General features: G+C 40.8%; 16 protein-coding genes. 8 read left to right on the forward strand and 8 right to left on the reverse strand.

The window, feature by feature from the left end:
- Positions 1–31: 31 nt before the first annotated feature.
- Both M2448_RS03535 and serC read right to left on the reverse strand, forming a co-directional pair.
- Complete coding sequence (locus M2448_RS03535; protein ID WP_280644905.1) at positions 32–955, reverse strand: 3-phosphoglycerate dehydrogenase; 924 nt, start codon at positions 953–955, stop codon at positions 32–34.
- A 122-nt stretch (positions 956–1,077) separates the two neighbouring features.
- The gene (gene serC, locus M2448_RS03540; protein ID WP_280644907.1) at positions 1,078–2,151 is read right to left on the reverse strand and encodes a 3-phosphoserine/phosphohydroxythreonine transaminase; all 1,074 of its coding nucleotides are present in this window, start codon (positions 2,149–2,151) and stop codon (positions 1,078–1,080) included.
- Between the two features lie 439 nt (positions 2,152–2,590).
- On the opposite strand from serC, the gene M2448_RS03545 reads away from it, so the two are divergent.
- The 4 genes from M2448_RS03545 (at position 2,591) to M2448_RS03560 (ending at position 8,146) form a co-directional block, all read left to right on the forward strand.
- Positions 2,591–3,835: a DUF1015 domain-containing protein gene (locus M2448_RS03545; protein ID WP_280644908.1), complete on the forward strand. Its 1,245-nt coding sequence runs from the start codon at positions 2,591–2,593 to the stop codon at positions 3,833–3,835.
- 250 nt (positions 3,836–4,085) lie between these two features.
- A complete protein-coding gene (gene pncB, locus M2448_RS03550) occupies positions 4,086–5,249 on the forward strand; it encodes a nicotinate phosphoribosyltransferase (RefSeq protein WP_280644909.1) in 1,164 nt (387 codons plus the stop codon).
- Positions 5,250–5,251: 2 nt separating this feature from the next.
- Entirely contained in the window at positions 5,252–6,322 is a 1,071-nt protein-coding gene (locus M2448_RS03555) for an NADH:flavin oxidoreductase/NADH oxidase (RefSeq protein ID WP_280644910.1), read from the forward strand.
- Positions 6,323–6,772: 450 nt separating this feature from the next.
- On the forward strand, positions 6,773–8,146 hold the full coding sequence (locus M2448_RS03560) for a hypothetical protein (protein ID WP_280644911.1): 1,374 nt from the start codon (positions 6,773–6,775) through the stop codon (positions 8,144–8,146).
- Positions 8,147–8,214: 68 nt separating this feature from the next.
- Here the strand turns inward: M2448_RS03560 and M2448_RS03565 are convergent, their stop codons facing one another.
- From M2448_RS03565 to rfbB, 5 genes are all read right to left on the reverse strand, one after another.
- On the reverse strand, positions 8,215–8,856 hold the full coding sequence (locus M2448_RS03565) for a hypothetical protein (protein WP_280644912.1): 642 nt from the start codon (positions 8,854–8,856) through the stop codon (positions 8,215–8,217).
- Between the two features lie 46 nt (positions 8,857–8,902).
- The gene (murA, locus tag M2448_RS03570; RefSeq protein ID WP_280644913.1) at positions 8,903–10,207 is read right to left on the reverse strand and encodes a UDP-N-acetylglucosamine 1-carboxyvinyltransferase; all 1,305 of its coding nucleotides are present in this window, start codon (positions 10,205–10,207) and stop codon (positions 8,903–8,905) included.
- Between the two features lie 101 nt (positions 10,208–10,308).
- Positions 10,309–11,316 (reverse strand): UDP-N-acetylmuramate dehydrogenase, encoded by a 1,008-nt coding sequence (gene murB / locus M2448_RS03575; RefSeq protein WP_280644914.1) that lies wholly within the window; start codon positions 11,314–11,316, stop codon positions 10,309–10,311.
- A gap of 35 nt (positions 11,317–11,351) precedes the next feature.
- The gene (locus M2448_RS03580) at positions 11,352–12,314 is read right to left on the reverse strand and encodes a hypothetical protein (protein WP_280644915.1); all 963 of its coding nucleotides are present in this window, start codon (positions 12,312–12,314) and stop codon (positions 11,352–11,354) included.
- A gap of 24 nt (positions 12,315–12,338) precedes the next feature.
- Complete coding sequence (gene rfbB / locus M2448_RS03585) at positions 12,339–13,475, reverse strand: dTDP-glucose 4,6-dehydratase (protein WP_280644916.1); 1,137 nt, start codon at positions 13,473–13,475, stop codon at positions 12,339–12,341.
- 724 nt (positions 13,476–14,199) lie between these two features.
- On the opposite strand from rfbB, the gene dapF reads away from it, so the two are divergent.
- The 3 genes from dapF (at position 14,200) to M2448_RS03600 (ending at position 18,603) form a co-directional block, all read left to right on the forward strand.
- Positions 14,200–15,045 (forward strand): diaminopimelate epimerase, encoded by an 846-nt coding sequence (dapF, locus tag M2448_RS03590; RefSeq protein ID WP_280644917.1) that lies wholly within the window; start codon positions 14,200–14,202, stop codon positions 15,043–15,045.
- 119 nt (positions 15,046–15,164) lie between these two features.
- Positions 15,165–16,397 carry an LL-diaminopimelate aminotransferase gene (locus tag M2448_RS03595; RefSeq protein WP_280644919.1) on the forward strand — a complete coding sequence of 411 codons (1,233 nt, stop codon included), beginning with the start codon at positions 15,165–15,167 and terminating at the stop codon, positions 16,395–16,397.
- 28 nt (positions 16,398–16,425) lie between these two features.
- Positions 16,426–18,603, forward strand: a complete 2,178-nt coding sequence (locus tag M2448_RS03600) for a glutamine synthetase III (protein ID WP_280644920.1) — start codon at positions 16,426–16,428, stop codon at positions 18,601–18,603.
- Positions 18,604–18,679: 76 nt separating this feature from the next.
- On the opposite strand, the gene M2448_RS03605 is transcribed toward M2448_RS03600, so the two are convergent.
- A complete protein-coding gene (locus M2448_RS03605) occupies positions 18,680–19,345 on the reverse strand; it encodes a flavin reductase (protein WP_280644921.1) in 666 nt (221 codons plus the stop codon).
- 262 nt (positions 19,346–19,607) lie between these two features.
- On the opposite strand from M2448_RS03605, the gene gltB reads away from it, so the two are divergent.
- On the forward strand, positions 19,608–24,125 hold the full coding sequence (gene gltB / locus M2448_RS03610) for a glutamate synthase large subunit (RefSeq protein ID WP_280644922.1): 4,518 nt from the start codon (positions 19,608–19,610) through the stop codon (positions 24,123–24,125).
- The last annotated feature ends 35 nt before the right edge of the window (positions 24,126–24,160 follow it).

Genomic DNA, 24,160 nt, shown 5'->3' on the forward strand with positions numbered 1-24,160 from the left:
GGAGTTTTTCTATTTTAGAAAATAAAATCATTTACTTCTTGTTTACTCTGAAACGTTCGTTACCGTTCTTTATGAAGTCTACTATCTGGTTAGCCGCAGCAATACCAGCATTTGTATTAGCCTCTGCTGTCTGGGCTCCCATCTTTTTAGGAGTAGAGAAATAACGTCCGGCGAATTTTTCAGCCAGTTCGGCATGGTTACCCGGCATAATGTCCGTAACATATTTGAAATCCTTACGGTCTTCCAACAGTTTCACCATTTCTGCTTCATTGATTACTTCCTTACGTGCTGTGTTGATAAGCAAGGCGTTCTTAGGCATTTTGCTCAACAGTGCATAGTTGATAGAATTCTTGGTTTCAGCAGTTGCAGGTATATGCAGAGAAACCACCTGACAGGTTGCGTACAGTTCGTCTGCCGAAGCAACAGCTTTTACTCCTTCTTTTTCTATCTGCTCTGCTGTAAGGAACGGATCGTAAGCGTACACTTCCATCCCGAAACCTTTAGCTACGCGGGCTACATTACGCCCTACATTGCCATAGGCATGGATACCCAGTTTTTTTCCGTAAAGCTCTGTACCCGAAGTACCGTTATAGAAATTACGTACTGCATATACAGCAAGTCCCAGAGCCAGTTCAGCCACAGCATTGGCATTCTGCCCCGGTGTGTTCATCACACATATATTATTTGCCGTAGCAGCATCGAGGTCGATATTATCAAAACCTGCACCTGCACGCACTACAATTTTCATGTTTTTTGCAGCATCCAATACTTCCTTATCAAAAATATCGCTGCGGATGATCGCGGCATCAGCACCGGCTACAGCATCCAGCAATTGTTTTTTCTCTGTATATTTTTCGAGCAACACCAGTTCATAACCGGCTTTCTCAATCACACTTCTGATACCGTTTACTGCTTCTGCGGCAAAGGGTTTATCTGTTGCTATTAATACTTTCATTTTATATAAGCCCCTCCAACCTCCCCAAAGGGGGAGGCTATAATGAGGGTATTTTTTTAATTGTTACAATTAATATTCATTTTTCCAGAACAAGAGAAGTCCCCCTTGGGGGATTAGGGGGCCTATTTAACCAATCTTTTTTCAAACTCCTGCATTGCATCAACCAGTGCTTGTACACCTTCGATAGGCATAGCATTGTAGATAGAAGCACGGAAGCCACCAACAGAACGGTGTCCCTTCAATCCGTCAAGGCCTCTTTCTTTAGCTAAAGCTAAGAAGTCAGCTTCATTTCCTTCATATTCTGATGAAAGCACAAAGCATACATTCATTATTGAACGGTCTTCTACCTGACATGTACCTTTGAATACAGGATTACGGTCGATCTCGTTATAAAGCAATGCTGCTTTTTCTTTGTTCTTTTTATACATAGCCGCTACTCCACCGTTAGCTTTAAGCCATCTCAATGTCTGCATGGCAGCATAGATAGGTACTACCGGAGGCGTATTGAACATCGATCCGTTTTCGATATGTGTGCGATAGTCCAGCATTGTAGGTATCTGGCGATTTACTTTTCCAAGCAATTCATCTTTTACAATAACGAATGTAACACCGGCAGGAGCCAGATTCTTCTGAGCACCACCGTATATCAACCCGTATTTAGAAACGTCTACAGGACGAGAGAATATATCGGATGACATATCTGCTACCAACGGAACAGGAGAATCGAGGTCGGTATGTATTTCAGTACCAAAAATCGTATTATTGGTTGTAATATGGAAATAATCTACATCGGTAGGTATTGTATAATCTTTAGGGATATATGTATAGTTAGCCTCTTTAGATGATGCTACTTCTACAACTTCACCAAACAGTTTTGCTTCTTTTAGAGCCTTATTTGCCCATGTCCCAGTATTCAGATAAGCAGCTTTCTTCTCCAACAGATTGAAAGGTACCATGCAGAATTGAAGACTGGCTCCGCCTCCAAGGAAGATTACAGAATAACCTGCCGGTATATCTAACAATTCTTTAAACAATTCGACAGTTTCATCCATCACAGCCTGAAAGTCTTTTCCTCTGTGGCTGACTTCCATCAACGATAGTGTGGAGCCATTAAAATCCAGAATAGCTTTTGCTGTCTCCTCTATTGTTTGCTGAGGTAAAATTGAAGGCCCGGCGCTAAAATTAATTTTCTTCATTGCTATAAAAAATTAGGTAATTAGTATTCTCCTTTGCTTATTAAGGTCTTCAAAATTAGTAATTATATCTTAAAACAAAGTATTTAATAGAAAATATTATTAACTTTATTTCCTGTTTTATATCAAAATGTTTTTACAAATATGTTTTATAACATTTTTTAAACGAATATTCTATTATATTTTATTGTTTTTATATATTTGTACCTAACAAAAAGATAGTTCATTGTTGATAAAAAATCAGAAAAAGGATAAAAAAAATTTAGAAAAAGAACAAACAAAACGAAAAAGGGCTATCTTACCGTTAGCAAAATAGCAGGAACATAAACTATTTGACAATTAAAAACAACTGAAATTCACATATAAATAATTGCCGGAGTAGTTTCAATTTATTAGAAAATATGTAATTGTTTAACCTTATATAAAATAAATAAACGATATCATGGCTGTAATCAAACCTTTTAAAGGGGTAAGACCCCCTAAAAACATTGTTAGTGAAGTAGTTTCTCGCCCTTACGATGTATTGAGTTCACTCGAAGCCCGCCTCGAAGCCGAAGGCAATGAGAAGTCCCTTTACAGGATTATAAAGCCTGAAATAGACTTCGAAGAAATGATAGACGAACATCACCCCGATGTGTACGATCGTGCGGTAGAAAACTTCAATAAGTTTCAGGAAAAGGGCTGGCTGGTACAAGACCCTGAGGAATACTACTATGTATATGCCCAAACCATGAACGGAAAAACTCAATACGGACTTGTAGTATGCTCGCATACCGAAGATTACATGAACAACCGTATAAAGAAGCATGAACTGACCCGCCGCGACAAGGAAGAAGACCGTATGAAGCATGTACGTGTAAACAATGCCAATATAGAGCCTGTATTTTTCGCGTATCCCGACAATAAAGAGTTGGACGATATAGTAAAGAGCGTGATCGCTACCCCTGCCGAATACGACTTTACGGCTACAGATGGTGTAGGTCACCACTTCTGGGTAATTAAGGATAAAAAGGTGATAAAACGGATTACCGAACTTTTCGCCGCAATACCGAATCTTTATATTGCCGACGGACATCACCGTTCTGCAGCAGCGGCTCTGGTAGGTGCAGAAAAGGCAAAACAGAACCCGAACCACAAAGGTGACGAGGAATACAATTTCTTTATGGCCGTATGCTTCCCCGACACTCAACTGAATATTATAGATTATAATCGTCTGGTAAAAGACCTCAATGGTTTGTCAACAGCCGAATTTCTGAAAAAATTGGAAGAGCATTTTACAGTTGAACCTAAAGGTACGGAAATAACACCTCCGACAGGGTTGCATAATTTCTCCATCTATGTAGACGGAAAATGTTATAGCCTGACTGCTAAAGCAGGTACTTATGACGACAATGATCCTATCGGCGTACTGGATGTAACCATTTCATCAAAATATATTCTGGATGAAATACTCGGCATAAAAGACCTGCGCTCTGATAAACGCGTCGACTTTGTTGGCGGTATCAGAGGATTGGGCGAACTGAAAAAACGAGTAGACAGTGGTGAGATGAAAGTAGCTCTGGCTCTTTATCCTGTGACTATGAAACAGTTGATGGATATAGCTGACACAGGTAATATCATGCCTCCAAAGACTACATGGTTCGAGCCGAAACTACGCTCGGGACTGGTAATACATAAACTGGACTAATCATTCTCTATCTTAGATAACAGAACCGATTCCGAATGTTTTTGGAACCGGTTTTGTCTTTTTATATATTTCCGGTAAGCTTTATCTGTAAGATAATCGGAATCCGCACAAAAAATGAAAGACATAGATATTATTAACCGTTGACTCTTTCGGCTGAGAGTAAAATCCGAATGATCTTTCAACTGTTAGCCGATAAGTTTGTTATATAAATAACTTATATTTGTTAACTAAACAATGTAAACAAACGATTATGATTATACAACATTTTACAGACAATGACCTTTACAAGTTCTCAGTAATGCACGCTATACAGAAGCTATACCCTTGGTCTTACGTAAAATATGCATTTACCAACAGAGGAAAGACAGAATTTCCCGAAGGGTTTGCCGTAAGAATGCGTGAAGAAGTAGATGCTATGGCCAGCCTGAAGCTAACCGCAGAAGAGAAAAAATATATAGAGAAAAGGTGTTACTTTTTCGACCCTGTGTTTATCGACTTTCTGGAAGGATACAAATACGATCCTACGGAGGTACAGATAACACAGAATGGCGGAGAACTCAGCGTAGTAATAGAAGGCTACTGGTACCGCACCGTACTGTGGGAAGTTCCGCTGCTGGCTATTATATCGGAATTGTACTTCAAAATGACGGGCGCCGAGCCTAAGGATGTGGAAATAAAAGCAGCACAGAAAGGGAAAGCCCTGAAAGAAATGGGTGCAGACTACTCCGAATTCGGTACACGCCGCCGTTTTTCGTTCGATGTACAAGACAAGGTAATTGCCGCACTACAGGCTAATTCAGGGGATTGCTTCAAAGGTACAAGCAATGTATATCTGGCGATGAAATACAATACCACGCCTATCGGTACCATGCCACACGAATGGTTTATGTATCACGGTGCCGTATTTGGTTATCGTTCGGCAAATATAAAAGGGCTCGAAGCTTGGGTAGACGTATATGACGGCAGTCTGGGTATTGCACTTACAGATACCTATACTACCGATGCGTTCTTCAATTCGTTTAGCCTGAAACAGGCAAAACTGTTTGATGGAGTACGCCACGACAGCGGCGACCCACTTGTCTTTGCCGATAAAGCCATACAGTTTTATGAACAGAGCCGTATCGACGCCACCTCTAAGACACTAGTGTTCAGCGACTCTCTTAACCTGGAAGCGGTGAAACAAATTCAGGAATATATTGGAGGCCGAATACACGATACCTACGGAATAGGCACATTCTTTTCGAACGATGTGGGTGTAAAACCGTTGAATATTGTTATCAAACTCACCGATGTGAAGCCTAACAAGAAAGATAAGAAATATCTGAAAGCGGTAAAACTGTCTGATGTATCGGGTAAGCACACCGGTGACGAAAAAGAAATAGATTTGAGTTTAAGAACTTTAGGACTGGAATAACCATGTCAAAATTATTTACTCCACTGAAAATACGCAATCTTATCCTTAAAAACAGGATAGTGATGTCACCCATGTGCCAGTATTCGGCAACAGATGGTTTTGCCAATGACTGGCATCTGGTACACTACGGTAGCCGTGCTGTAGGCGGCTCGGCTGCAATCATACAGGAGGCTACTGCCGTTTGTCCCGAAGGACGCATATCGTATGGCGATCTGGGAATCTGGAAAGATGAACATATAACAAAATTGAGCGAGATTGCTGACTTTGTATCGAAAAATGGAGCTATACCCGGAATACAATTAGCCCATGCCGGACGAAAAGCCAGTTGCGATCTGGCTTGGAATGGTGGCGGACAACTAAAGGAAGACCGCAATAGCTGGACTACAGTTTCTGCGTCTGCAATTCCTTTTTATGAAGCTGACAATAGTCCTGTAGAGCTATCGAAAGTACAGATAGAAAAGATAATAGATGATTTTGCTCTGGCTGCACAGCGGGCTGTAAAAGCAGGATATAAAATCATAGAGATACACGCTGCACATGGTTATCTTATCCATCAGTTCCTGTCTCCGCTGACTAACAAAAGGAATGATGAATATGGAGGTACGTTTGAAAACAGGATACGTTTGATATTGAAAATAGTAGATGCTATAGCTCTGCTTATGAACGAAGATCATTCGCTATGGGTAAGAATTTCGGCAACCGACTGGACTGAAGGAGGCTGGAGCGTAGAAGAATCAGCTAAGCTAACCGGACTGCTAAAAGGTAGAGGCGTAGATGTCATTGATGTATCTTCCGGAGGAAATATTCCACACGTAAAAATTCCGGTCGGGAAGAGTTATCAGGTACCATTTGCCGAAAAAATAAAGAAGCAAACAGGTATTATTACCGGAGCGGTAGGACTTATCGATGATGCGCAACAAGCTGAAGATATATTGGCGAAAGGACAAGCCGATCTGATATTTATAGGAAGAGAACTTTTGCGCGATGCGTATTTCCCCCTACACGCTGCTCAAAAGTTAAATAATGACATTGAATGGAAGAATCAATATATCAGAGTGAAGCAGTCCATATAATATTTATTAGACAAAAGTTTATCTAAGTGATGCATAATATTTATTGTCGTGTTCAATGCTGTAGGGGCGAAAGATCTTTCGCCCCTACGACTACCTAAGAAAATGCGACAGTATTTATCATGTATTACTTAATCGATATCAACATTTAGCACTTTAACCATCAGCTAAAAAAACTTAAAAATACACAAAAATGCATTCCTGTGAATTTTAATAAATTCCCAGAATTACATTTTTTATATACTTTTGCAATCGTAAAATGAGAAAATGAGAAAGGCAAGCTTGCCTATAATGCCTATTACTCCCCTCCATTCTCTTTTTATATTCTATTAAATTCACATTTACAGACTTACACTACATGCTTGCTTGAGCATAAACATTAACATCAACAATGTGTATTAATAATAGAATTAGACTAACAAAATGAAAGTAAAATCAAGAAATGTCCTCTTAATGATATCTATTCTAACGGTATCATTAACAACACAATTACAAGCACAGGTTACCATAGGTGATGGTATACCACCCCAGAAGTTTTCAATACTCGAATTATCAACCTTATCTACAAAAGGAGGTATCAGATTACCACAACTGACAACAAGTGAAAAACTAGGCCTGTCGCTAGAAGACCTGACAGATCCGAATGAAATAAAAATGGCAAAAGGTCTTACGGTTTATGATATTACCGATAACTCAGTCGAATACTGGGACGGTACAACATGGGAAAAGCTGGATATAGTCGGCCCATGGCGAATATCAAATGCTAATCCGGGTACGGATACCATCGCCACTGAAAACAGTCAAAACATATACCAAATGGGGAGAGTCAGTGTAGGCACATCCAATGGAGACCCTTCAGCTGCACTCAACATATATGCAAAGAATAAAGGTGTTTTAATACCGCGAGTCACTTTAACGGGGTCCACCGATAGGACTACTATATCTAACCCCGCAAAAGGTCTGCTGGTTTACAATACAGGTGAAAACGATAAGTTTGCCATTAGCGGATTTCTTTACTGGAATGGGAATTCATGGATGAAGTTTTCAGATAGAGCAACCACTCCTCCATCAATAACATCTTTATTATGCGATGGGGCACAGCTTACACCATCTACATATACTAATAATAAGGATTATAGCGGAATTCTGGAAGTTCCTTATACAGGCGGTAACGGTGCATCGTATGACGGTGGAGAGCAATTAGGCCCTATAGACGGATTATATTACAAATTGCAACCCGGAACTCTGGAATATGGGAACGGGAAAATAACCTATGCCATAACAGGCAGGCCGACCGCCTCTTCGCCGATAGAGACCAGCTTTCCTATTTCTTTTCTTAGCAAAAGCTGTACAGCAAAAGTCGGACGTGGCGGAGCTTCTTTCGAAACAAGAACATATCTGGGACCTATGTATGCAGTCTCAGGAGGTGCAGAATATGCAGTAACAACTTTTGACGGTAGATACTCCATGCGATTTTTTGTTAATGCAAATCAGAGTTTAAATTTGACAGATATACAAATAAAGCATAATGGCACAGTGTATAGCGACAACGATAACATAATGATTCTCCATTCTTCGGACTATAACGGAGGGGCTTTCGGCGACTCCGACAATGCTTGTGTAGTCACTCAAAGCTGGAAAACTAATGGGAATCCGGATGTATATTTCGGAGGAAATCCGGAATACCGTCAACTGGTTTTTACACCTATAGATAATACGAAGAAGATATATAGATATTCTTTCTTCTTTGGAGCACCGGCCAGCGCCTATTCCAATTACACAAAGACCAAGTGCTGGATATATGCAGAAGAGATCGTATCAGAATAAGGAATATAAACAACAAGGGGTTATCCGTCCGGACAACCTCTTGTATTTATTATATCAGCATTATTTCTTCAACGTGTCATCAATTCTATGACACGGTCATAACCCCATTTTTCATCTACATCTGCATCTGTAGTGAAAACATTCTGCCATTTGAAGTTTTGAACCTCTATTCTCCTCGATGCAGTATTGTTCCATTCTATTTCAAAACCTGCATCTCTGAGAGCCGATGCAACCTTATTGCCTATGGCTATGGCTTCCTTTTCGTTCTTTTCTTTTTCGCCATAGAACCCGATACATAACACACCTGTTTCTATTACCCTCTCTAAATCTTGCCCGTGATAATAACAATAACCAATAGGCTTAACACCGCTGTCTTCGATATCTTCCCATACATCCTGTACATCGTAGATAGCATCAGACTGTGTATAACCCGCATTGTGCAGGGCTACAATTTTTTCGCGACATAGCTTATCAAATACGGCATGTAGTTTATCGGTATCGGTAGGCCGTTGCCAACTCTTACTCTCCACCTCATGTTTCTGATATTCATCAGTAATAGTTTTTCTCAGCCATTCTTCGGGAATCTCATTTCCCCAGCCTTCATCTTCTACAGCTTCGATTTCGCCGTCAATAATATCTTCTAATGATTCGAATCCGGATTTTATACTAATCAGGAAACGATCGTAGAGATATTTCTCATTTTCTGTCATAGTGTAAAAATTGAATATAGTAACGTTAGTTTTATATTGCCTACTCTTAGTCTAAGCGCATAATATTAGCACCCAGTTGATTGAGACGGATATCGATATTCTGATATCCTCTGTCTATCTGCTCTATATTATGAATTGTACTTTTCCCATCGGCACACATTGCTGCAATCAGCAAAGCGATACCGGCACGTATATCCGGCGAAGTCATTGTAGTGGCACGCATCGGTCTTTTGCCTGTACCTATGACTGTAGCACGATGGGGATCGCACAATATTATCTGTGCGCCCATATCTATCAGTTTATCGACAAAGAACAAGCGGCTCTCGAACATTTTCTGATGAATAAGCACGCTACCTTTTGCCTGAGTGGCTACCACCAGCAACACACTGATAAGGTCGGGGGTAAGTCCCGGCCAAGGAGCATCGGCAATAGTGAGAATAGAGCCGTCGATAAATGTATCTATTGTATATTCTTTCTGTGCAGGTATATATATATCGTCCCCCTTGCGTTCGAGCTGAATACCCAGTCGTCTGAACGTATCGGGTATAATTCCCAGATCGTCATAAGCTACATTCTTGATTGTGATTTCCGAGCCGGTCATTGCTGCCATTCCGATGAAGCTCCCTATCTCTATCATATCAGGCAGAATACGATGTTTAGTACCACCCAGAGTTTTCACTCCTTCTATTCGAAGCAAGTTAGATCCTACTCCTGTAATTTTGGCTCCCATCTGGTTCAGCATTTTGCTCAACTGCTGTATATAAGGCTCGCAGGCTGCATTATAAATAGTGGTTTCTCCTTCCGCCAAAACGGCAGCCATCAATATATTTGCCGTTCCTGTTACAGATGCCTCATCCAGCAGCATATATGTACCTGTCAGTTTTTCTGCTGAAATATTGTATATCTGCTGTGCATCGTCGTAAACGAAGTCTGCACCAAGCTTCTGTATTCCTACAAAGTGAGTATCGAGACGACGGCGACCGATCTTGTCACCTCCCGGCTTCGGCAGCATAGCTTTTCCAAAACGGGCAACAAGCGGCCCTATTATCATCACCGAACCACGAAGCGAAGCACTTTTCTTCATAAACTCAGGAGTCTGCAAATAGTCTATATTTACATTCTCAGCCTTAAACGACCATGTATCTTCTCCGATTCTCCTTGTCTCTACCCCCAACTCGCCCAGTAATGCGATCAGGTTGTTCACATCCAGTATGTCGGGGATATTTTCTATTATCACTTCTTCGGGAGTGAGCAATACGGCACAGATAACCTGTAACGCTTCGTTCTTCGCTCCCTGTGGGGTAATCTCTCCATTAAGGCGGCAGCCACCTTCGATAATAAATGATGCCATGTGTTTTTTTAGTTATAAATTATGAGTTATAAATTATGAATTGTTAGAGTGGTCATTTAGTAAATGAATTTATAATCCATAATTTATAATCCATAATTAGATTAATATATTCTTACTTCGGGTTCTAATTCTATACTAAAAGTATCTTTGACAGCTCCACACACTTCATTCATGAAACGCAGTATATCGTTGCCATCAGATGACCCATAATTTACTATTATCAAGGGTTGGTATGGGTATGTACCTATCTCACCTACCCTTTTTGCCTTATATCCTGCCTTATCTATCAGAAAAGCCGCCGAAGTCTTTATCAGTCCGTCTTTTTGAGGATAGGCCGGTATATCGGGATATTCGGTTTGTATTTTCGAGGCCAGTTCTTTTGTTATATAAGGATTCTTGAAAAAGCTTCCTGCATTGGGCAGGACTTTCTCGTCCGGCAGTTTTCGCTGACGCACACGAATAACAGCTTCGCGTACATCTTGTATTGTAGGTTCGGCTATATCTTCCAATTCTTTATTCAGATCGAAATATTTAGGCGTATAAACAAATGTGCGTTTCAGGTGAAAAACAACCGAAATAACAAAATATTTACCTGTGCGCTTGAATACACTGTCGCGATAGCCAAATTCACATTCGTTGTTGTTGAATGATACAGCTTCGCCGGTCTCCATATCTATTGCCACCACTTCGCGAATCACATCTTTCACCTCAGCACCATATGCTCCTATATTTTGTATAGGTGCGGCTCCTACCGTTCCGGGTATAAGCGAAAGATTTTCGAGTCCGGCAAATCCGCGTTCTACACAGTAGGCGACAAATTCATCCCAGTTTTCGGAAGCACTCACTTCCAAAAAAACATCCTCATCCTCTTCTTCTTCATCCGATATCTCGCGAAGCCCTTTTATCTCGGGACAGATAACAAGCCCGTCAAAATCTTTTGTAAAGAAAAGATTACAACCTCCGCCTATTATTAATTTCTGTTCGTTAGGATAATCTGATAAACACTTGCGGAATTCCTCCACATTTTTTGGCCGGCAAAACAATTTTGCCAAAGCCTCTGTTTTAAATGAATTGTAATTTTTTAGCTGGGTTTGCCTATAATAGTCCATTTCGGGAATAATTGGTTAAACATAAGGATGACCTGTCAGCGCTTTCGCTTAACAAGCCAGTAAATCAGAATTGCCAAAACTAAAACGACACCGACTACAATAAGGATAGTTTGCCAGTGTAGCATTACAAACTTAACAATAAAAACTAAAGCCACAACAGCGGCTACAATGCCAATAACCTGCACTACTCTGCGAATCGTTATTTTACGCTTTGCAGCAGCCAGTTCTTCTTCGCTCGGAAAAAGGTTTTCGTCTTCTTCAGCCTGCGATTGCAATTCTAATTTTTCAGTCTTTGCTTCCGGACTGTCTACATCTTCAGTTTCCAAATTATGGTGTATTACCGATTCGGTTACTTCGTCCGGTTCCGATTCCGTAGTTGTATATATATCTTCATCTCTTACATTCTCGTACGGCACATAGCCTTTTTCTTCCTCTTCTTCTGCCGACACAGGAACTTCTTCATAATCCACATCTTCGGGATGATATACAGGTTCTTCCTCACCCTGATATATTTCCATCGGTATATCATCGGTATCGAGTGAATGCTCTACCGCCGATTCCGGCTCTTCGACGGGTTCTTCAGTATCTTCAATATTACCAGTAATATTATTATCCTCTATTTCTTCCACAACCGATGCAGGCTGCTGTTCTTCTACTACAGGCAGATTTATGACTTCACTCTCTTCCTCTATAAGGAGTTCTTCCTTTGACTCCTCTATCTGAGGAGTAATAGTACGGCTTGCCTGAGCAGCCTCTATATCAGCCAGACGTATAACCGTATCTACACGGGAAGAAGCTACTTTAGTATCGAAATCGCCATCTTCAACCATCGAGATCAGCTCATCTTCTATAGCCGGATATTTAATCATAAGAGATTTCAGGGCATTGGCAAAATCCCTGAACCGCTGCATTTTGTCTATTTTTGCCTTTACTTCGTCTCCGCTTTCGGCAGACAGGTCTAATATTTTGTCTGCCAATATAGATTTCAATCGTTCCATATATAAATCCGGAATAGTTTGATTTTATCTGTTAGCGTACATTTGTTCGTAATACTTCATATAGTCGCCCGAAGTAACCTCTTCTACCCATTCCTGATTGTCGAGATACCAATATATGGTTTTTACAATGCCTTTATCGAATGTAGTTTCGGGTAACCATCCCAGCTCGGTAGATATTTTGGTGGGGTCTATAGCATAGCGGTGGTCGTGCCCCTGACGGTCTGTTACGAAAGAGATAAGATCATCATTAATCCAGCTTATATCGATACTGCCATCGGCAGCTATTTCTTTCTTCTTCAGCACTTCACGATATTTAGGTTCTTTGTCGAGAATATCGTGTATGGTCTTTATCACAAGTTTTACAATATCTATATTCTTTTTCTCATTGTGACCTCCCACATTATAGACTTCATCTATGCGTCCACGATGCAAAACAGCATCTATAGCCTTACAGTGATCTTCTACATACAGCCAGTCGCGTACATTGCTACCATCACCATAGACAGGCAATTGTTTTCCCGACAGGATATTCTTAATAATGAGCGGAATTAGTTTTTCAGGGAAATGATACGGCCCGTAGTTATTAGAACAACGGGTTATATTTATCGGCATCTTAAATGTTTCGCCATAAGCGCGTACAATAAGGTCACCCCCTGCTTTAGCGGCACTATACGGCGAACGCGGATCGAGCGGTGTAGTTTCTGTAAAATACCCTTCGTCTCCCAACGAACCATATACCTCATCGGTAGAAACCTGTAGATATTTTACACCTTCGCGCCATATAGGGTAATTATTTTCATCTTTGCCCACTGTCCAGAATTTCTTAGCTGTATCGAGCAGATTTTGCGTGCCCAATATATTCACTTGCAAGAAAAGCTGTGGATCTTCGATACTTCGGTCAACATGACTTTCAGCAGCAAAGTTGACTACATAATCTATCTGATGGTCTGCAAATATTTTTTCAGTAATGTTCCTGTCACAGATATCCCCTTTTATAAAGACTACTCTGGGGTCTTTCAGTTCTTCTGCCAATGTTTTCAGGTTTCCTGCATAGGTAAGAGCATCGAATACGATAAGTTTTGCCTGAGGGTGTGTAGCCAGCATATGCTTCACAAAATTTGAGCCGATAAAGCCGGCTCCGCCTGTAATAAAATACGTCATTTACTATTTTATATATTTAAGTAATTATTCAAATTTGACTGAAAATATTTCTTATAACTGTTTTTAATTATATTATTTACAAAAATAAGAAAAAAACAACATTAAAAACATTCATCTGAATATTATCGGGATAAACATATAAAATTTTTGCATTGTCTTATTTTTTCTTTACAAATTTATCTATAAAATGTATTCAGTTAACAGTGATCAGTCAACAGAGGCAAGTGATCTTTGAGGAAATAGAGAAAAATGTAATTTTCGTGAGGGTTTAGTTAAAATTATTTCACGCAAAGACGCGAAGGCACAAAGAAAAACTATTTGAAAAAGCGTCACCTTTACACATACACTTCGCTCCTGTAATTGATAATTGTCAAGTTTTTGATCACTGTTGACTGACAGAAGTGTTGCCTTTGTTACCTTTTTTCATTAACTAAATTGCTTTTTGTCTGTTATAACAAATATAGATATTTTGATATAATTACATTCCGAATTGCATTAAAGCGATGGTATATGGATGTTAATGCTATCATTTGTAAATAATTTAAGAATCCAGAATGTCTTTATGCTATGTATTTAGAAAATATATAAGTCAAAAAGATTCTTTTGCTTAATTAAATCTGAAAAAATGTTATAAATTTCTTGCAAAAATGAATAATTTGTATGAAATTTGTGGCGTAAATAATAAATACAATATTTTTGTACACAAAAAGAGTCTTATAAATAGATGGGAAATCTGAAATTTACCAAGATGCAAGGTGCCGGAAACGACTATATATATGTGAACGGCTTCGATCAGAAAATAGAAAACCCTTCAGACTTGGCTGTAAAATTGAGTAATCGTCATTTCGGTATTGGTTCGGACGGTCTTGTGCTTATCCTGCCATCTGAAAACTGTGACTTCAGAATGCAAATGTTTAACTCGGATGGTTCTGAAGCCGAGATGTGCGGAAATGCTTCACGTTGCGTGGGAAAATATGTCTACGACAACGGTCTGACTACAAAAAGAGAAATAACGCTGGAAACCAAAGCCGGCACAAAGTATATTACATTGCTTGAGGGTGATGCTAAAACCCGAAAAATAACAGTGGATATGGGTGAGCCAATTCTGGACCCCACACTGATTCCTGTAAAGATAGACGAAGAGCCTGTATTGAATTATCCGTTGGATATTGACGGAAAGATATGGAACATATCGTGTGTGTCGATGGGTAATCCTCATGCAGTAGTTTTCACTACCGGGATAAATGATTTAGACTTGCCTGTATTAGGTCCTAAATTTGAGAAACATCCGATCTTTCCACGCAAAACAAATACTGAGTTTATCGAAGTGATAGATCGCAGCACATTGAATATGCGTGTATGGGAGCGTGGAGCAGGAGAAACGCTTGCTTGTGGTACAGGTGCCTGTGCAGCAGCAGTCGCAGCTATTCTTAACGGGTACTGTGACAGAAAGGTTACTATACACTTGCTAGGCGGTGATCTTCAGATAGAATGGAAACAGGAGAACAACCATGTATATATGACCGGTGAGGCGGTAACAGTCTTTGAGGGAGAATTGTCAATAGGTTAATGTGCCAATATGCCAATTGGTCAATTTGAAATGAATAAGAATAAAAAATAGTAGAATAGGAATAGGTAATAATTGTGTTGGCACATCGGCATATTATCTCATTACTACATTAAAATTATATGGCATTAATAAACGAAAATTATACTAAACTTCCGGGTAGCTACCTGTTCTCGGATATTGCACGTAAGGTAAATGAATTTAAGGCAGCGCATCCCGATGCCAATATAATACGACTGGGGATAGGCGATGTGACAAAGCCTTTAGCTCCGGCTGTGATCGACGCTTTACACAAGGCTGTGGATGATATGGCGGACGCTTCTACTTTCAGAGGATATGGCCCTGAGCAGGGTTATGACTTTTTGGTAAATACTATTGTAGATAACGATTATAAGGCATATGGATTGGATATTGCCGCCGATGAGGTATTTGTCAGCGACGGATCGAAGAGCGATACAGGTAATATTGGTGACATTCTGGGCTTAGACAATGTTGTAGCTATAACAGACCCTGTATATCCTGTATATGTAGATACGAATGTAATGGCAGGACGTTCGGGTGAATTGTTACCGAATGGAAAGTGGAGTAACATCGTATATCTCCCTTGTACGGAAGAAAATGACTTTGTTCCTGCTCTGCCGACAGAGAAAGTGGATATAGTATATCTGTGTTATCCTAACAATCCTACAGGTACTACACTGACAAAAGATCAGCTTAAAGTATGGGTTGATTATGCCCTGAAGAATAAGGCGCTTATCCTTTTCGATAGTGCATACGAAGCCTTTATTACCGAAGACAATGTTCCTCACAGTATATACGAAATAGAAGGAGCAAAAGAAGTGGCAATCGAATTTCGTAGCTTCTCCAAAACGGCAGGATTTACGGGTACACGTTGTGCATACACTGTAGTTCCAAAGGCTTTGATGGGATATACAAAATCGGGAGAGAAAGTATCACTTAATAAATTGTGGAACAGACGCCATACGACTAAGTTTAATGGTGTACCCTATATTATTCAGCGTGCAGCCGAAGCATGTTACTCGGTTGAAGGGAAAAAACAGGTGAAAGCTACAATCGATTATTATCTGAACAATACAAAAATAATCAGAGACGGTCTGTTGTCGCAAGGCTTTAAAGTATATGGTGGAGTAAATTCTCCGTATATTTGGGTGAAAACCCCAAAAGAAATGACCTCATGGCAATTCTTTGATTATCTTCTTGCCGAGTTGAATATAGTCGGTACTCCGGGTGTGGGTTTTGGACCTAGCGGAGAAGGATATCTGAGACTGACGGGTTTCGGTACGCTCGATAATACAAAAGAGGCGGTTAGCCGTTTGAAAAAGATTTCAATATAAAACAATATAACTCAATAAAAATAGATTTATGACAAAGTTACGTTTCAGAGCAGTTGCAATCGCTTCCGAGAGAAAACCAATGGAAGTGAAAATGCCGGCAAGTAAGACTTCGGAATATTATGGGGAGAAAGTATTCAACCGTAAAGCGATGACTAAGTATCTTTCTAAAGAAACTTTCAAAGCCTTACATGATGCTATAGATGAGGGAGGATCGGTAAATCGCAATCTTGCTGAACACGTAGCGGCAGGGATGCGTATGTGGGCTCTCGAAAACGGAGTTACGCACTACACGCACTGGTTTCATCCGTTGACAGACGGAACAGCCGAGAAGCACGATGCATTTGTAGAGCATGACGGACAGGGTGGCCTTATCGAAGAATTTGAAGGAAAACTTCTTGCACAGCAAGAGCCGGATGCTTCGAGCTTCCCTTCGGGAGGGCTGCGAAATACATTCGAGGCGCGCGGATATTCGGCTTGGGATCCGTCTTCACCTGCATTTATCGTTGGCGATACATTGTGTATCCCTACTATATTTATCTCGTACACAGGGGAGGCTCTCGACTATAAAACTCCATTGTTGAAGGCATTGTCTTCTGTCGATAAGGCGGCTACCGATGTTGTACATTACTTTAATAAAGATGTGCGCAAGGTGCAGTCTAATCTGGGTTGGGAACAGGAATATTTCCTTGTAGATGAAGATCTGTTTATGGCTCGTCCCGATCTGGCGCTGACAGGAAGAACACTGATGAGTCACGAAAGTTCTAAAAATCAGCAACTTGAAGATCACTACTTTGGGGCTATCCCAGAACGTGTTCATAAATTCATGGAAGAACTTGAGTATGAGGCGTATTCGCTCGGTATTCCGGTAAAGACACGTCACAATGAGGTTGCACCGAACCAGTTTGAGCTGGCTCCTATATATGAAGAATGTAACCTTGCTGTAGACCATAACCTGTTGGTAATGTCTATCATGGATAAGGTTGCCCGCAAACATTCATTCCGCGTGCTGTTCCACGAAAAACCGTTCAAAGGGATCAACGGATCGGGTAAGCACAACAACTGGTCGTTGAGTACCGATACAGGAATTAACCTGTTGTCGCCGGGAAAAGATAAGGTTGAAAATCTTCGCTTCATAACTTTCGTTGTGAACATTCTGGCTGCGGTGTACAAGAATAATGGCTTACTGAAAGCCTCTATCTCATCTGCTACCAATGCTCACCGACTTGGTGCGAATGAAGCGCCTCCGGCAATTATATCTGTATTCTTGGGTACTCAGGTTAGCGACATTCTCGACAAGTTTGAAAAAAGCTCGGTGAAAGATGCTATTGTTGTAGACAGCAAAAAGCAGATCAGTCTGGGAGTAGGCCAGATACCAGAGATATTGCTCGATAATACCGACCGTAACCGTACCTCGCCTTTTGCTTTTACCGGTAACCGCTTCGAGTTTCGTGCGGTAGGTTCTACAGCTAACTGTGCTTCGGCCATGACTGCGTTGAATGCTTCTGTTGCTGAGCAACTGAGAACATTCAAACAAGAAGTGGATGCTTTGATCAAGAAAGGTAAATCGAAAGAAGAAGCGCTATACGAGGTATTGAAGAAATACATCAAAGAATCGCGTCCTATCCGTTTCAATGGTAACGGCTACAGCGAAGAATGGAAAGCCGAGGCTAAGAAGCGTAAACTGGATACAGAAACCAGCGTTCCGGTGATTTATGATTGCTATACTTCAAAACAAAGTATCAAGACATTCGAGGGTATCTTGTCGGAAATAGAGCTTCATGCACGTAATGAAGTGAAATGGGAGACATATACGAAGAAGATTCAGATAGAGTCGCGTGTACTGGGTGATCTGGCTCTGAATCATATCATTCCGGTTGCTATAGCTTATCAGTCTATCCTGCTAACTAACGTATCGAAACTGAAAGAAGTTACTGATAACTATAAGGTGTTGGGAGCTGAGCAGTTACGTCTGATAGAGAAGGTTTCTACCCATGTGAACGCTATCAATGCCAAAGTGCATGAAATGATCGATGCTCGTAAACTGGCAAACAATATCGAGAGTGAGCGCGAAAAAGCAATTGCTTACCACGATAATGTAGCTCCATATCTTGACGAAATCCGTTATCATGTCGATAAGCTTGAGCTGATCGTTGATAACGAAATGTGGCCATTGGCTAAATACAGAGAACTGTTGTTTATACGATAATTGAACATTATATAAAGGAAAAGCCCCGTTCTTAGTTTACTAAGGCGGGGCTCTCTGTATTATATATAGCTGTGGGTTATTTTCTTACCCACACATTTGTGATATCGCCGAATACAAGTTTGTGGTATTCCTTACCATTACCGTCTTTCATGCCTTTTTCAACGAAGTCTTTTCCTTTCTCAGAATAAAAGTCTTTAGGATTAGTCTCGGTAATCTCTACCAGTTTGCACTCTATTATCAGCTTGGCCTCCTTGTATGTTATATTGTTTGATGGCGTTTTCACATGGGTTAGTATGGTTTCTTTCATCTTGTCGGAGTTTCTTCCGCTCTTACTGCCAAATGCGATTACCTGTTCCTTGAACTGCTCAGGGAAGTAAGTCATGGTGTATGTCTGTTCTTTCTTGATAAATTCCAATGTATAGCGGCTCGCATTCAGGAAGCACCATGTAACAGGCACTTCGAACAGTTGTCCCCAGCCACCCCAACTGGCAGTCATAGAGTTGAATGCGGAATCTGTTCCGGCTGTGATGACAGTATAATCCTGTCCTACCAGCTTGAATACATTATCGGTTAGTTCGGTCGGTTCGATCTTTTTGAATAAATCTTCGAATGATTTATCTTTTACATTGGTATAGTCTATTGTCTCTATATTGACATTCTCTGTAGCAGCCGCTTCCTTTACTTTTCCTGTACATGAGATTAGGAAGATAGCAGATAGTAATACTGGCAATACCTTTTTCATAAGCAATACATTTTTTTGATTAATATTTTTCAAAAATAACAATAAAATAAGGAAGTTGGTATAATATAAGGATATAGGTTTATAAATGAGTTCTTACAAAATATTCTTTTGCTACACAAAATGTATTAAATTAACAAAAGTCAAATTTATATCATATTTTATTGTCAAAAAGAGATTTTTAGAAATAAAAATTGTATTTTTGTCATGTTAAATAAATTAGGTTTGAAGCCTATTCTTCTTTCAATTTTTATCAACTATCAATATGCAAGATTTAAGATCAGCAATACAGCACGGATTATATGACCCAACTTACGAACACGATGCTTGTGGGGTAGGTATGGTGCTTCATCTGAAAGGTGCAAAATCGCATGCTATCGTTGAAAACGGCCTACGTGTTTTGGAAAATATGACGCATCGGGGAGCCGAAAATGCAGACAACAAAACCGGTGACGGCGCAGGTATTATGCTACAAATTCCTCACGAATTTATTCTGTTACAGGGAATCCCTGTTCCTGAAAAAGGACACTATGGAACCGGACTGGTCTTTTTACCAAAAGGTGAAGCTGAACAGGAAATCTGTATGATCACCCTGACCGAATATGTAGAAAAGGAAGGATTGAAGTTGCTTGCTGTTAGAGATGTGCCTGTCAATAGCGAGATACTTGGCGAGATGGCTTTGTTGAATGAGCCACATATTAAACAAATATTTGTTGTAGGTGAAGAGGGTATGCTTCAGGACGAACTTGAGCATCGCCTGTATATACTTCGCAAGAAGATAGAGAAAGAGATATTCAATTCTAAAACATTCTCATTGGCTACGAAACGTGCATTTTATATTGTCAGCTTGTCCACCAAGCGCATTATATATAAAGGTATGTTGTCTTCCGAGCAGTTAAGGCATTATTATCCCGATCTGCTGAATCCACATCTTACAAGTGCTATTGCCCTTGTTCACTCACGATTCAGCACCAATACATTCCCTACATGGGATCTGGCACATCCGTTTCGTATGGTCGCACACAATGGAGAGATCAATACTATCAAAGGAAACCGTCTATGGATGGAAGCCCGCGAAAGTGTTTTAAAGTCAGAATTACTGGGGAATATTAATGATATATGGCCGGTTGTACAGCCACACATGAGCGATAGTGCATCATTCGATAACGTGCTGGAGTTTCTTGTAATGTCGGGAAAATCCTTACCACACGCTATGGCTATGATGGTGCCGGAATCGTGGAACGATAAAAACCCGATTTCGAATGATCTGAAAGCGTTTTATGAATACCATAGTTTGTTTATGGAGCCATGGGATGGCCCTGCTACTCTGCTGTTCTCTGACGGACGCTATGCCGGAGGGTTCTTAGATCGTAACGGTCTGCGCCCTGCCCGCTATCTGATGACGCACAACGATATTATGGTAGTGGCATCCGAAATGGGAGTGTTGCCATTCGAACCATCCGAAATAAAGGAGAAAGGACGCCTTCGTCCGGGTAAGATGCTGATGGTAGATACCGAAACAGGCACTATACAATACGATGCCGAACTGAAAGAGAATCTCGCAAAAGCATATCCGTACAGAGAATGGTTGTCAAAAAACCGTATTTCACTGGATGATATCTCGTCTGGTCGTACGCCTAAATATAGCGTGGAAGACTATACCAAACTACTTAAAGTATTTGGTTTCTATAAAGAAGACATCGAAAAGATCATTACCCCGATGGCTGCCGAAGGTAAAGAGCCTACAGCCTCGATGGGTAACGATACGCCTATTGCGGTATTGTCGAATAAACCGCAAAGGTTGTTTACCTATTTCCGTCAGTTATTTGCTCAGGTGACGAATCCGCCTATCGACCCTATACGTGAAGAACTCGTGATGTCTTTGTCCGGATATATAGGTTCGCTACATAAAAATATTCTGGAACCGATGCCTGAGCATACCAAAATGGTCGGTCTGTCGAATCCGTTCCTGTCTAACAGAGAATTAGACTTACTTATCCACCTGCAATATAAGGGCTTTAAATGTGAAGTGTTACCGATGCTTTTCGATCCTAAACAAGGAGGAGCAGGGCTTGAGAAAGCGATAGATGAACTGTGTAAGAAAGCTGAAAAAGCCGTAGACAACGGCAATAATTATATTATCCTTAGCGACAGGGGCGTTAATACTGAGAATGCTGCGATACCATCTTTATTGGCTGTGTCAGCTGTGCATCATTACCTGATCGAACGCCGCAAGCGTATGCAGATAGACATTGTAGTGGAATCGGCAGAGCCGCGCGAAGTAATGCACTTCGCTTTATTGTTCGGTTATGGAGCTAATGCGGTTAATCCATATCTGGCACTGGCTGTAATCGAAGACCTTGTGAAAAAAGGAGATATACAGCTCGACTTTTATACAGCGATGAAGAATTATGTGAAATCCATCAACAAAGGACTGTTGAAGACTATGTCTAAGATGGGTATTTCCACATTGAAGAGCTATATAGGGGCTCAGATATTTGAGGCTATCGGTATCAGTAGTCCTGTTATCGAGAAATACTTTAAAGGAACAACTTCGAAAATAGAAGGTATCGACCTCAATGATATAGCCAGCGACACACTCGAAGCATTTTATGAAGCATTCGAAGATGACTTTGTTGATCCATCGTTGGTTAGTCAGGGTATATATGCCTGGAGGCGTAATGGTGAATACCATGCGTGGAATCCCGAAACGATAATGCAGCTTCAAATGGCAACCCGTTTGGGCAGCTATAAGAAGTTTAAAGAATATACAGACGGTATAGACAAAAAGCCGGAAAAGATATTCCTGCGCGATTTTCTTGATTTCGATCGGGCTAAAAAGCCTGTCGATATATCAGTAGTAGAACCAGCTTCGGCGATAATGAAACGTTTTGTAACAGGTGCTATGTCATTCGGATCTATCAGTCGCGAAGCACACGAAGCTATGGCTGTGGCTATGAATACTATCGGAGGAAAGAGTAATACCGGTGAGGGCGGCGAGCTTCCCGAACGTTTTGCGACAAATGCACGTTCGGCCATCAAACAGGTAGCATCTGGGCGTTTTGGTGTTACTACCGAATATCTGGTGAATGCAGACGAACTTCAGATAAAGATAGCACAAGGGGCGAAGCCGGGTGAAGGCGGACAGCTTCCGGGTTTTAAAGTGGATAAGATCATTGCTAAAACAAGGCACTCCATACCGGGAATTTCGCTGATTTCGCCACCACCGCATCATGATATTTATTCTATCGAAGATTTGGCTCAACTTATTTTCGATCTGAAAAATGTAAATCCGATAGCTCAAATAAGTGTGAAGCTCGTTTCGGAAAGTGGTGTCGGCACAGTTGCTGCCGGAGTGGCAAAAGCAAAAGCCGACCGTATTATAATCAGTGGTTGCGAGGGTGGAACAGGTGCAAGTCCTGCCAGTTCGATCAAGCATGCAGGTTTACCATTAGAGATTGGTCTGGCCGAAGTACAGCAAACTCTGGTGCTGAACGGACTACGAGGACAAGTATATCTGCAAACAGACGGACAACTGAAAACCGGACACGATATAATTGTAGCTGCCATGCTCGGGGCAGAGGAATATGGGTTTGCAACCAGTGCATTAATTGTATTGGGATGTATTATGATGCGCAAATGCCATCTGAATACCTGTCCTGTAGGAGTAGCAACACAGAATGAAGAGCTGAGGAAGAAGTTTATCGGACGCAGCGAGTATCTTATCAATTACTTTAACTTTCTGGCAGAAGAGGTTCGTGAGCATCTGGCATCGTTAGGTGTAAAATCGCTTGATGAAATAGTGGGACGTACCGATTTGCTGAAATATGTGAAGAGTGATATTAACAAGAAAGTAGAGAAGATAGATCTGTCCCGTCTGCTTTATTTCCCTGAGGAGGCTAAAGAGAACGCAATACGTCATATAAAAAATCAGGAACATAAACTGGATGATATCCTGGACAAGAAGCTGATCACTACTTCGCGCATGGCTATTGATAAAGCTATGCCGATTGAAATATCGCATGTTATAAAAAATACAAACCGTACTGTAGGTGCTATGCTTTCGGGCGAAATAGCTAAGAAATATGGAAACGATGGACTTCCTACAGATACAATAAAGTGTACGTTTCAAGGTTCAGCCGGGCAAAGTTTCGGAGCATTCCTTGCTCATGGAGTGACTTTCCGACTGGAAGGGGATACCAACGATTATGCAGGAAAAGGCTTATCCGGAGGTAAGATCATCATTGTTCCACCTGCTGTATCCAGTTTCAAGCCCGAAGAAAATATCATTGCCGGAAATACATTATTGTACGGAGCAACTTCGGGAGAAATATATATAAACGGGCGAGTAGGAGAACGTTTCTGTGTCCGTAACAGTGGTGCGACTGCCGTCGTGGAAGGAGCCGGAGACCACTGCTGCGAATATATGACAGGCGGACGTACTGTCGTACTGGGTGCAACAGGACGAAACTTTGCTGCCGGAATGAGTGGTGGCGTAGCCTATGTATATAATGTAAATGGTGATTTCGATTACTATTGTAATATGCAGATGGTGGAACTGTCACTGATAGAAGATACATACGATAGCCGCGAACTTCGTCAGTTGATAACCAATCATTACACTTATACCAACAGTCCGCTGGCGAAACGCATTCTCGATAACTGGAATACTGAAGTAGAGCAATTCATGAAAGTGACTCCTATCGAATATAAAAAGGTATTGCAGGATGAAAAACTTGAAGCTATCAAGAAAAAAATAGCACAGGTAGAATTTGATTACTAGTATACTAGTTTTCAGTTTACAAGTGTACTAGATAA

Source organism: Dysgonomonas sp. PF1-14, from assembly GCF_029892965.1.
Classification (GTDB): domain Bacteria; phylum Bacteroidota; class Bacteroidia; order Bacteroidales; family Dysgonomonadaceae; genus Dysgonomonas.

What these genes read in the sequence shown, in the direction of transcription:
- gltB (WP_280644922.1), top strand. Translation starts at nt 19,608, where the DNA reads ATGCAAGATTTAAGATCAGCAATACAGCACGGATTATATGACCCAACT.
- M2448_RS03600 (WP_280644920.1), top strand. Translation starts at nt 16,426, where the DNA reads ATGACAAAGTTACGTTTCAGAGCAGTTGCAATCGCTTCCGAGAGAAAA.
- M2448_RS03565 (WP_280644912.1), bottom strand. Translation starts at nt 8,856, where the DNA reads ATGACAGAAAATGAGAAATATCTCTACGATCGTTTCCTGATTAGTATA.
- M2448_RS03535 (WP_280644905.1), bottom strand. Translation starts at nt 955, where the DNA reads ATGAAAGTATTAATAGCAACAGATAAACCCTTTGCCGCAGAAGCAGTA.
- rfbB (WP_280644916.1), bottom strand. Translation starts at nt 13,475, where the DNA reads ATGACGTATTTTATTACAGGCGGAGCCGGCTTTATCGGCTCAAATTTT.
- M2448_RS03595 (WP_280644919.1), top strand. Translation starts at nt 15,165, where the DNA reads ATGGCATTAATAAACGAAAATTATACTAAACTTCCGGGTAGCTACCTG.
- M2448_RS03605 (WP_280644921.1), bottom strand. Translation starts at nt 19,345, where the DNA reads ATGAAAAAGGTATTGCCAGTATTACTATCTGCTATCTTCCTAATCTCA.
- serC (WP_280644907.1), bottom strand. Translation starts at nt 2,151, where the DNA reads ATGAAGAAAATTAATTTTAGCGCCGGGCCTTCAATTTTACCTCAGCAA.
- M2448_RS03555 (WP_280644910.1), top strand. Translation starts at nt 5,252, where the DNA reads ATGTCAAAATTATTTACTCCACTGAAAATACGCAATCTTATCCTTAAA.
- dapF (WP_280644917.1), top strand. Translation starts at nt 14,200, where the DNA reads ATGGGAAATCTGAAATTTACCAAGATGCAAGGTGCCGGAAACGACTAT.
- M2448_RS03560 (WP_280644911.1), top strand. Translation starts at nt 6,773, where the DNA reads ATGATATCTATTCTAACGGTATCATTAACAACACAATTACAAGCACAG.
- murB (WP_280644914.1), bottom strand. Translation starts at nt 11,316, where the DNA reads ATGGACTATTATAGGCAAACCCAGCTAAAAAATTACAATTCATTTAAA.
- pncB (WP_280644909.1), top strand. Translation starts at nt 4,086, where the DNA reads ATGATTATACAACATTTTACAGACAATGACCTTTACAAGTTCTCAGTA.
- murA (WP_280644913.1), bottom strand. Translation starts at nt 10,207, where the DNA reads ATGGCATCATTTATTATCGAAGGTGGCTGCCGCCTTAATGGAGAGATT.
- M2448_RS03545 (WP_280644908.1), top strand. Translation starts at nt 2,591, where the DNA reads ATGGCTGTAATCAAACCTTTTAAAGGGGTAAGACCCCCTAAAAACATT.
- M2448_RS03580 (WP_280644915.1), bottom strand. Translation starts at nt 12,314, where the DNA reads ATGGAACGATTGAAATCTATATTGGCAGACAAAATATTAGACCTGTCT.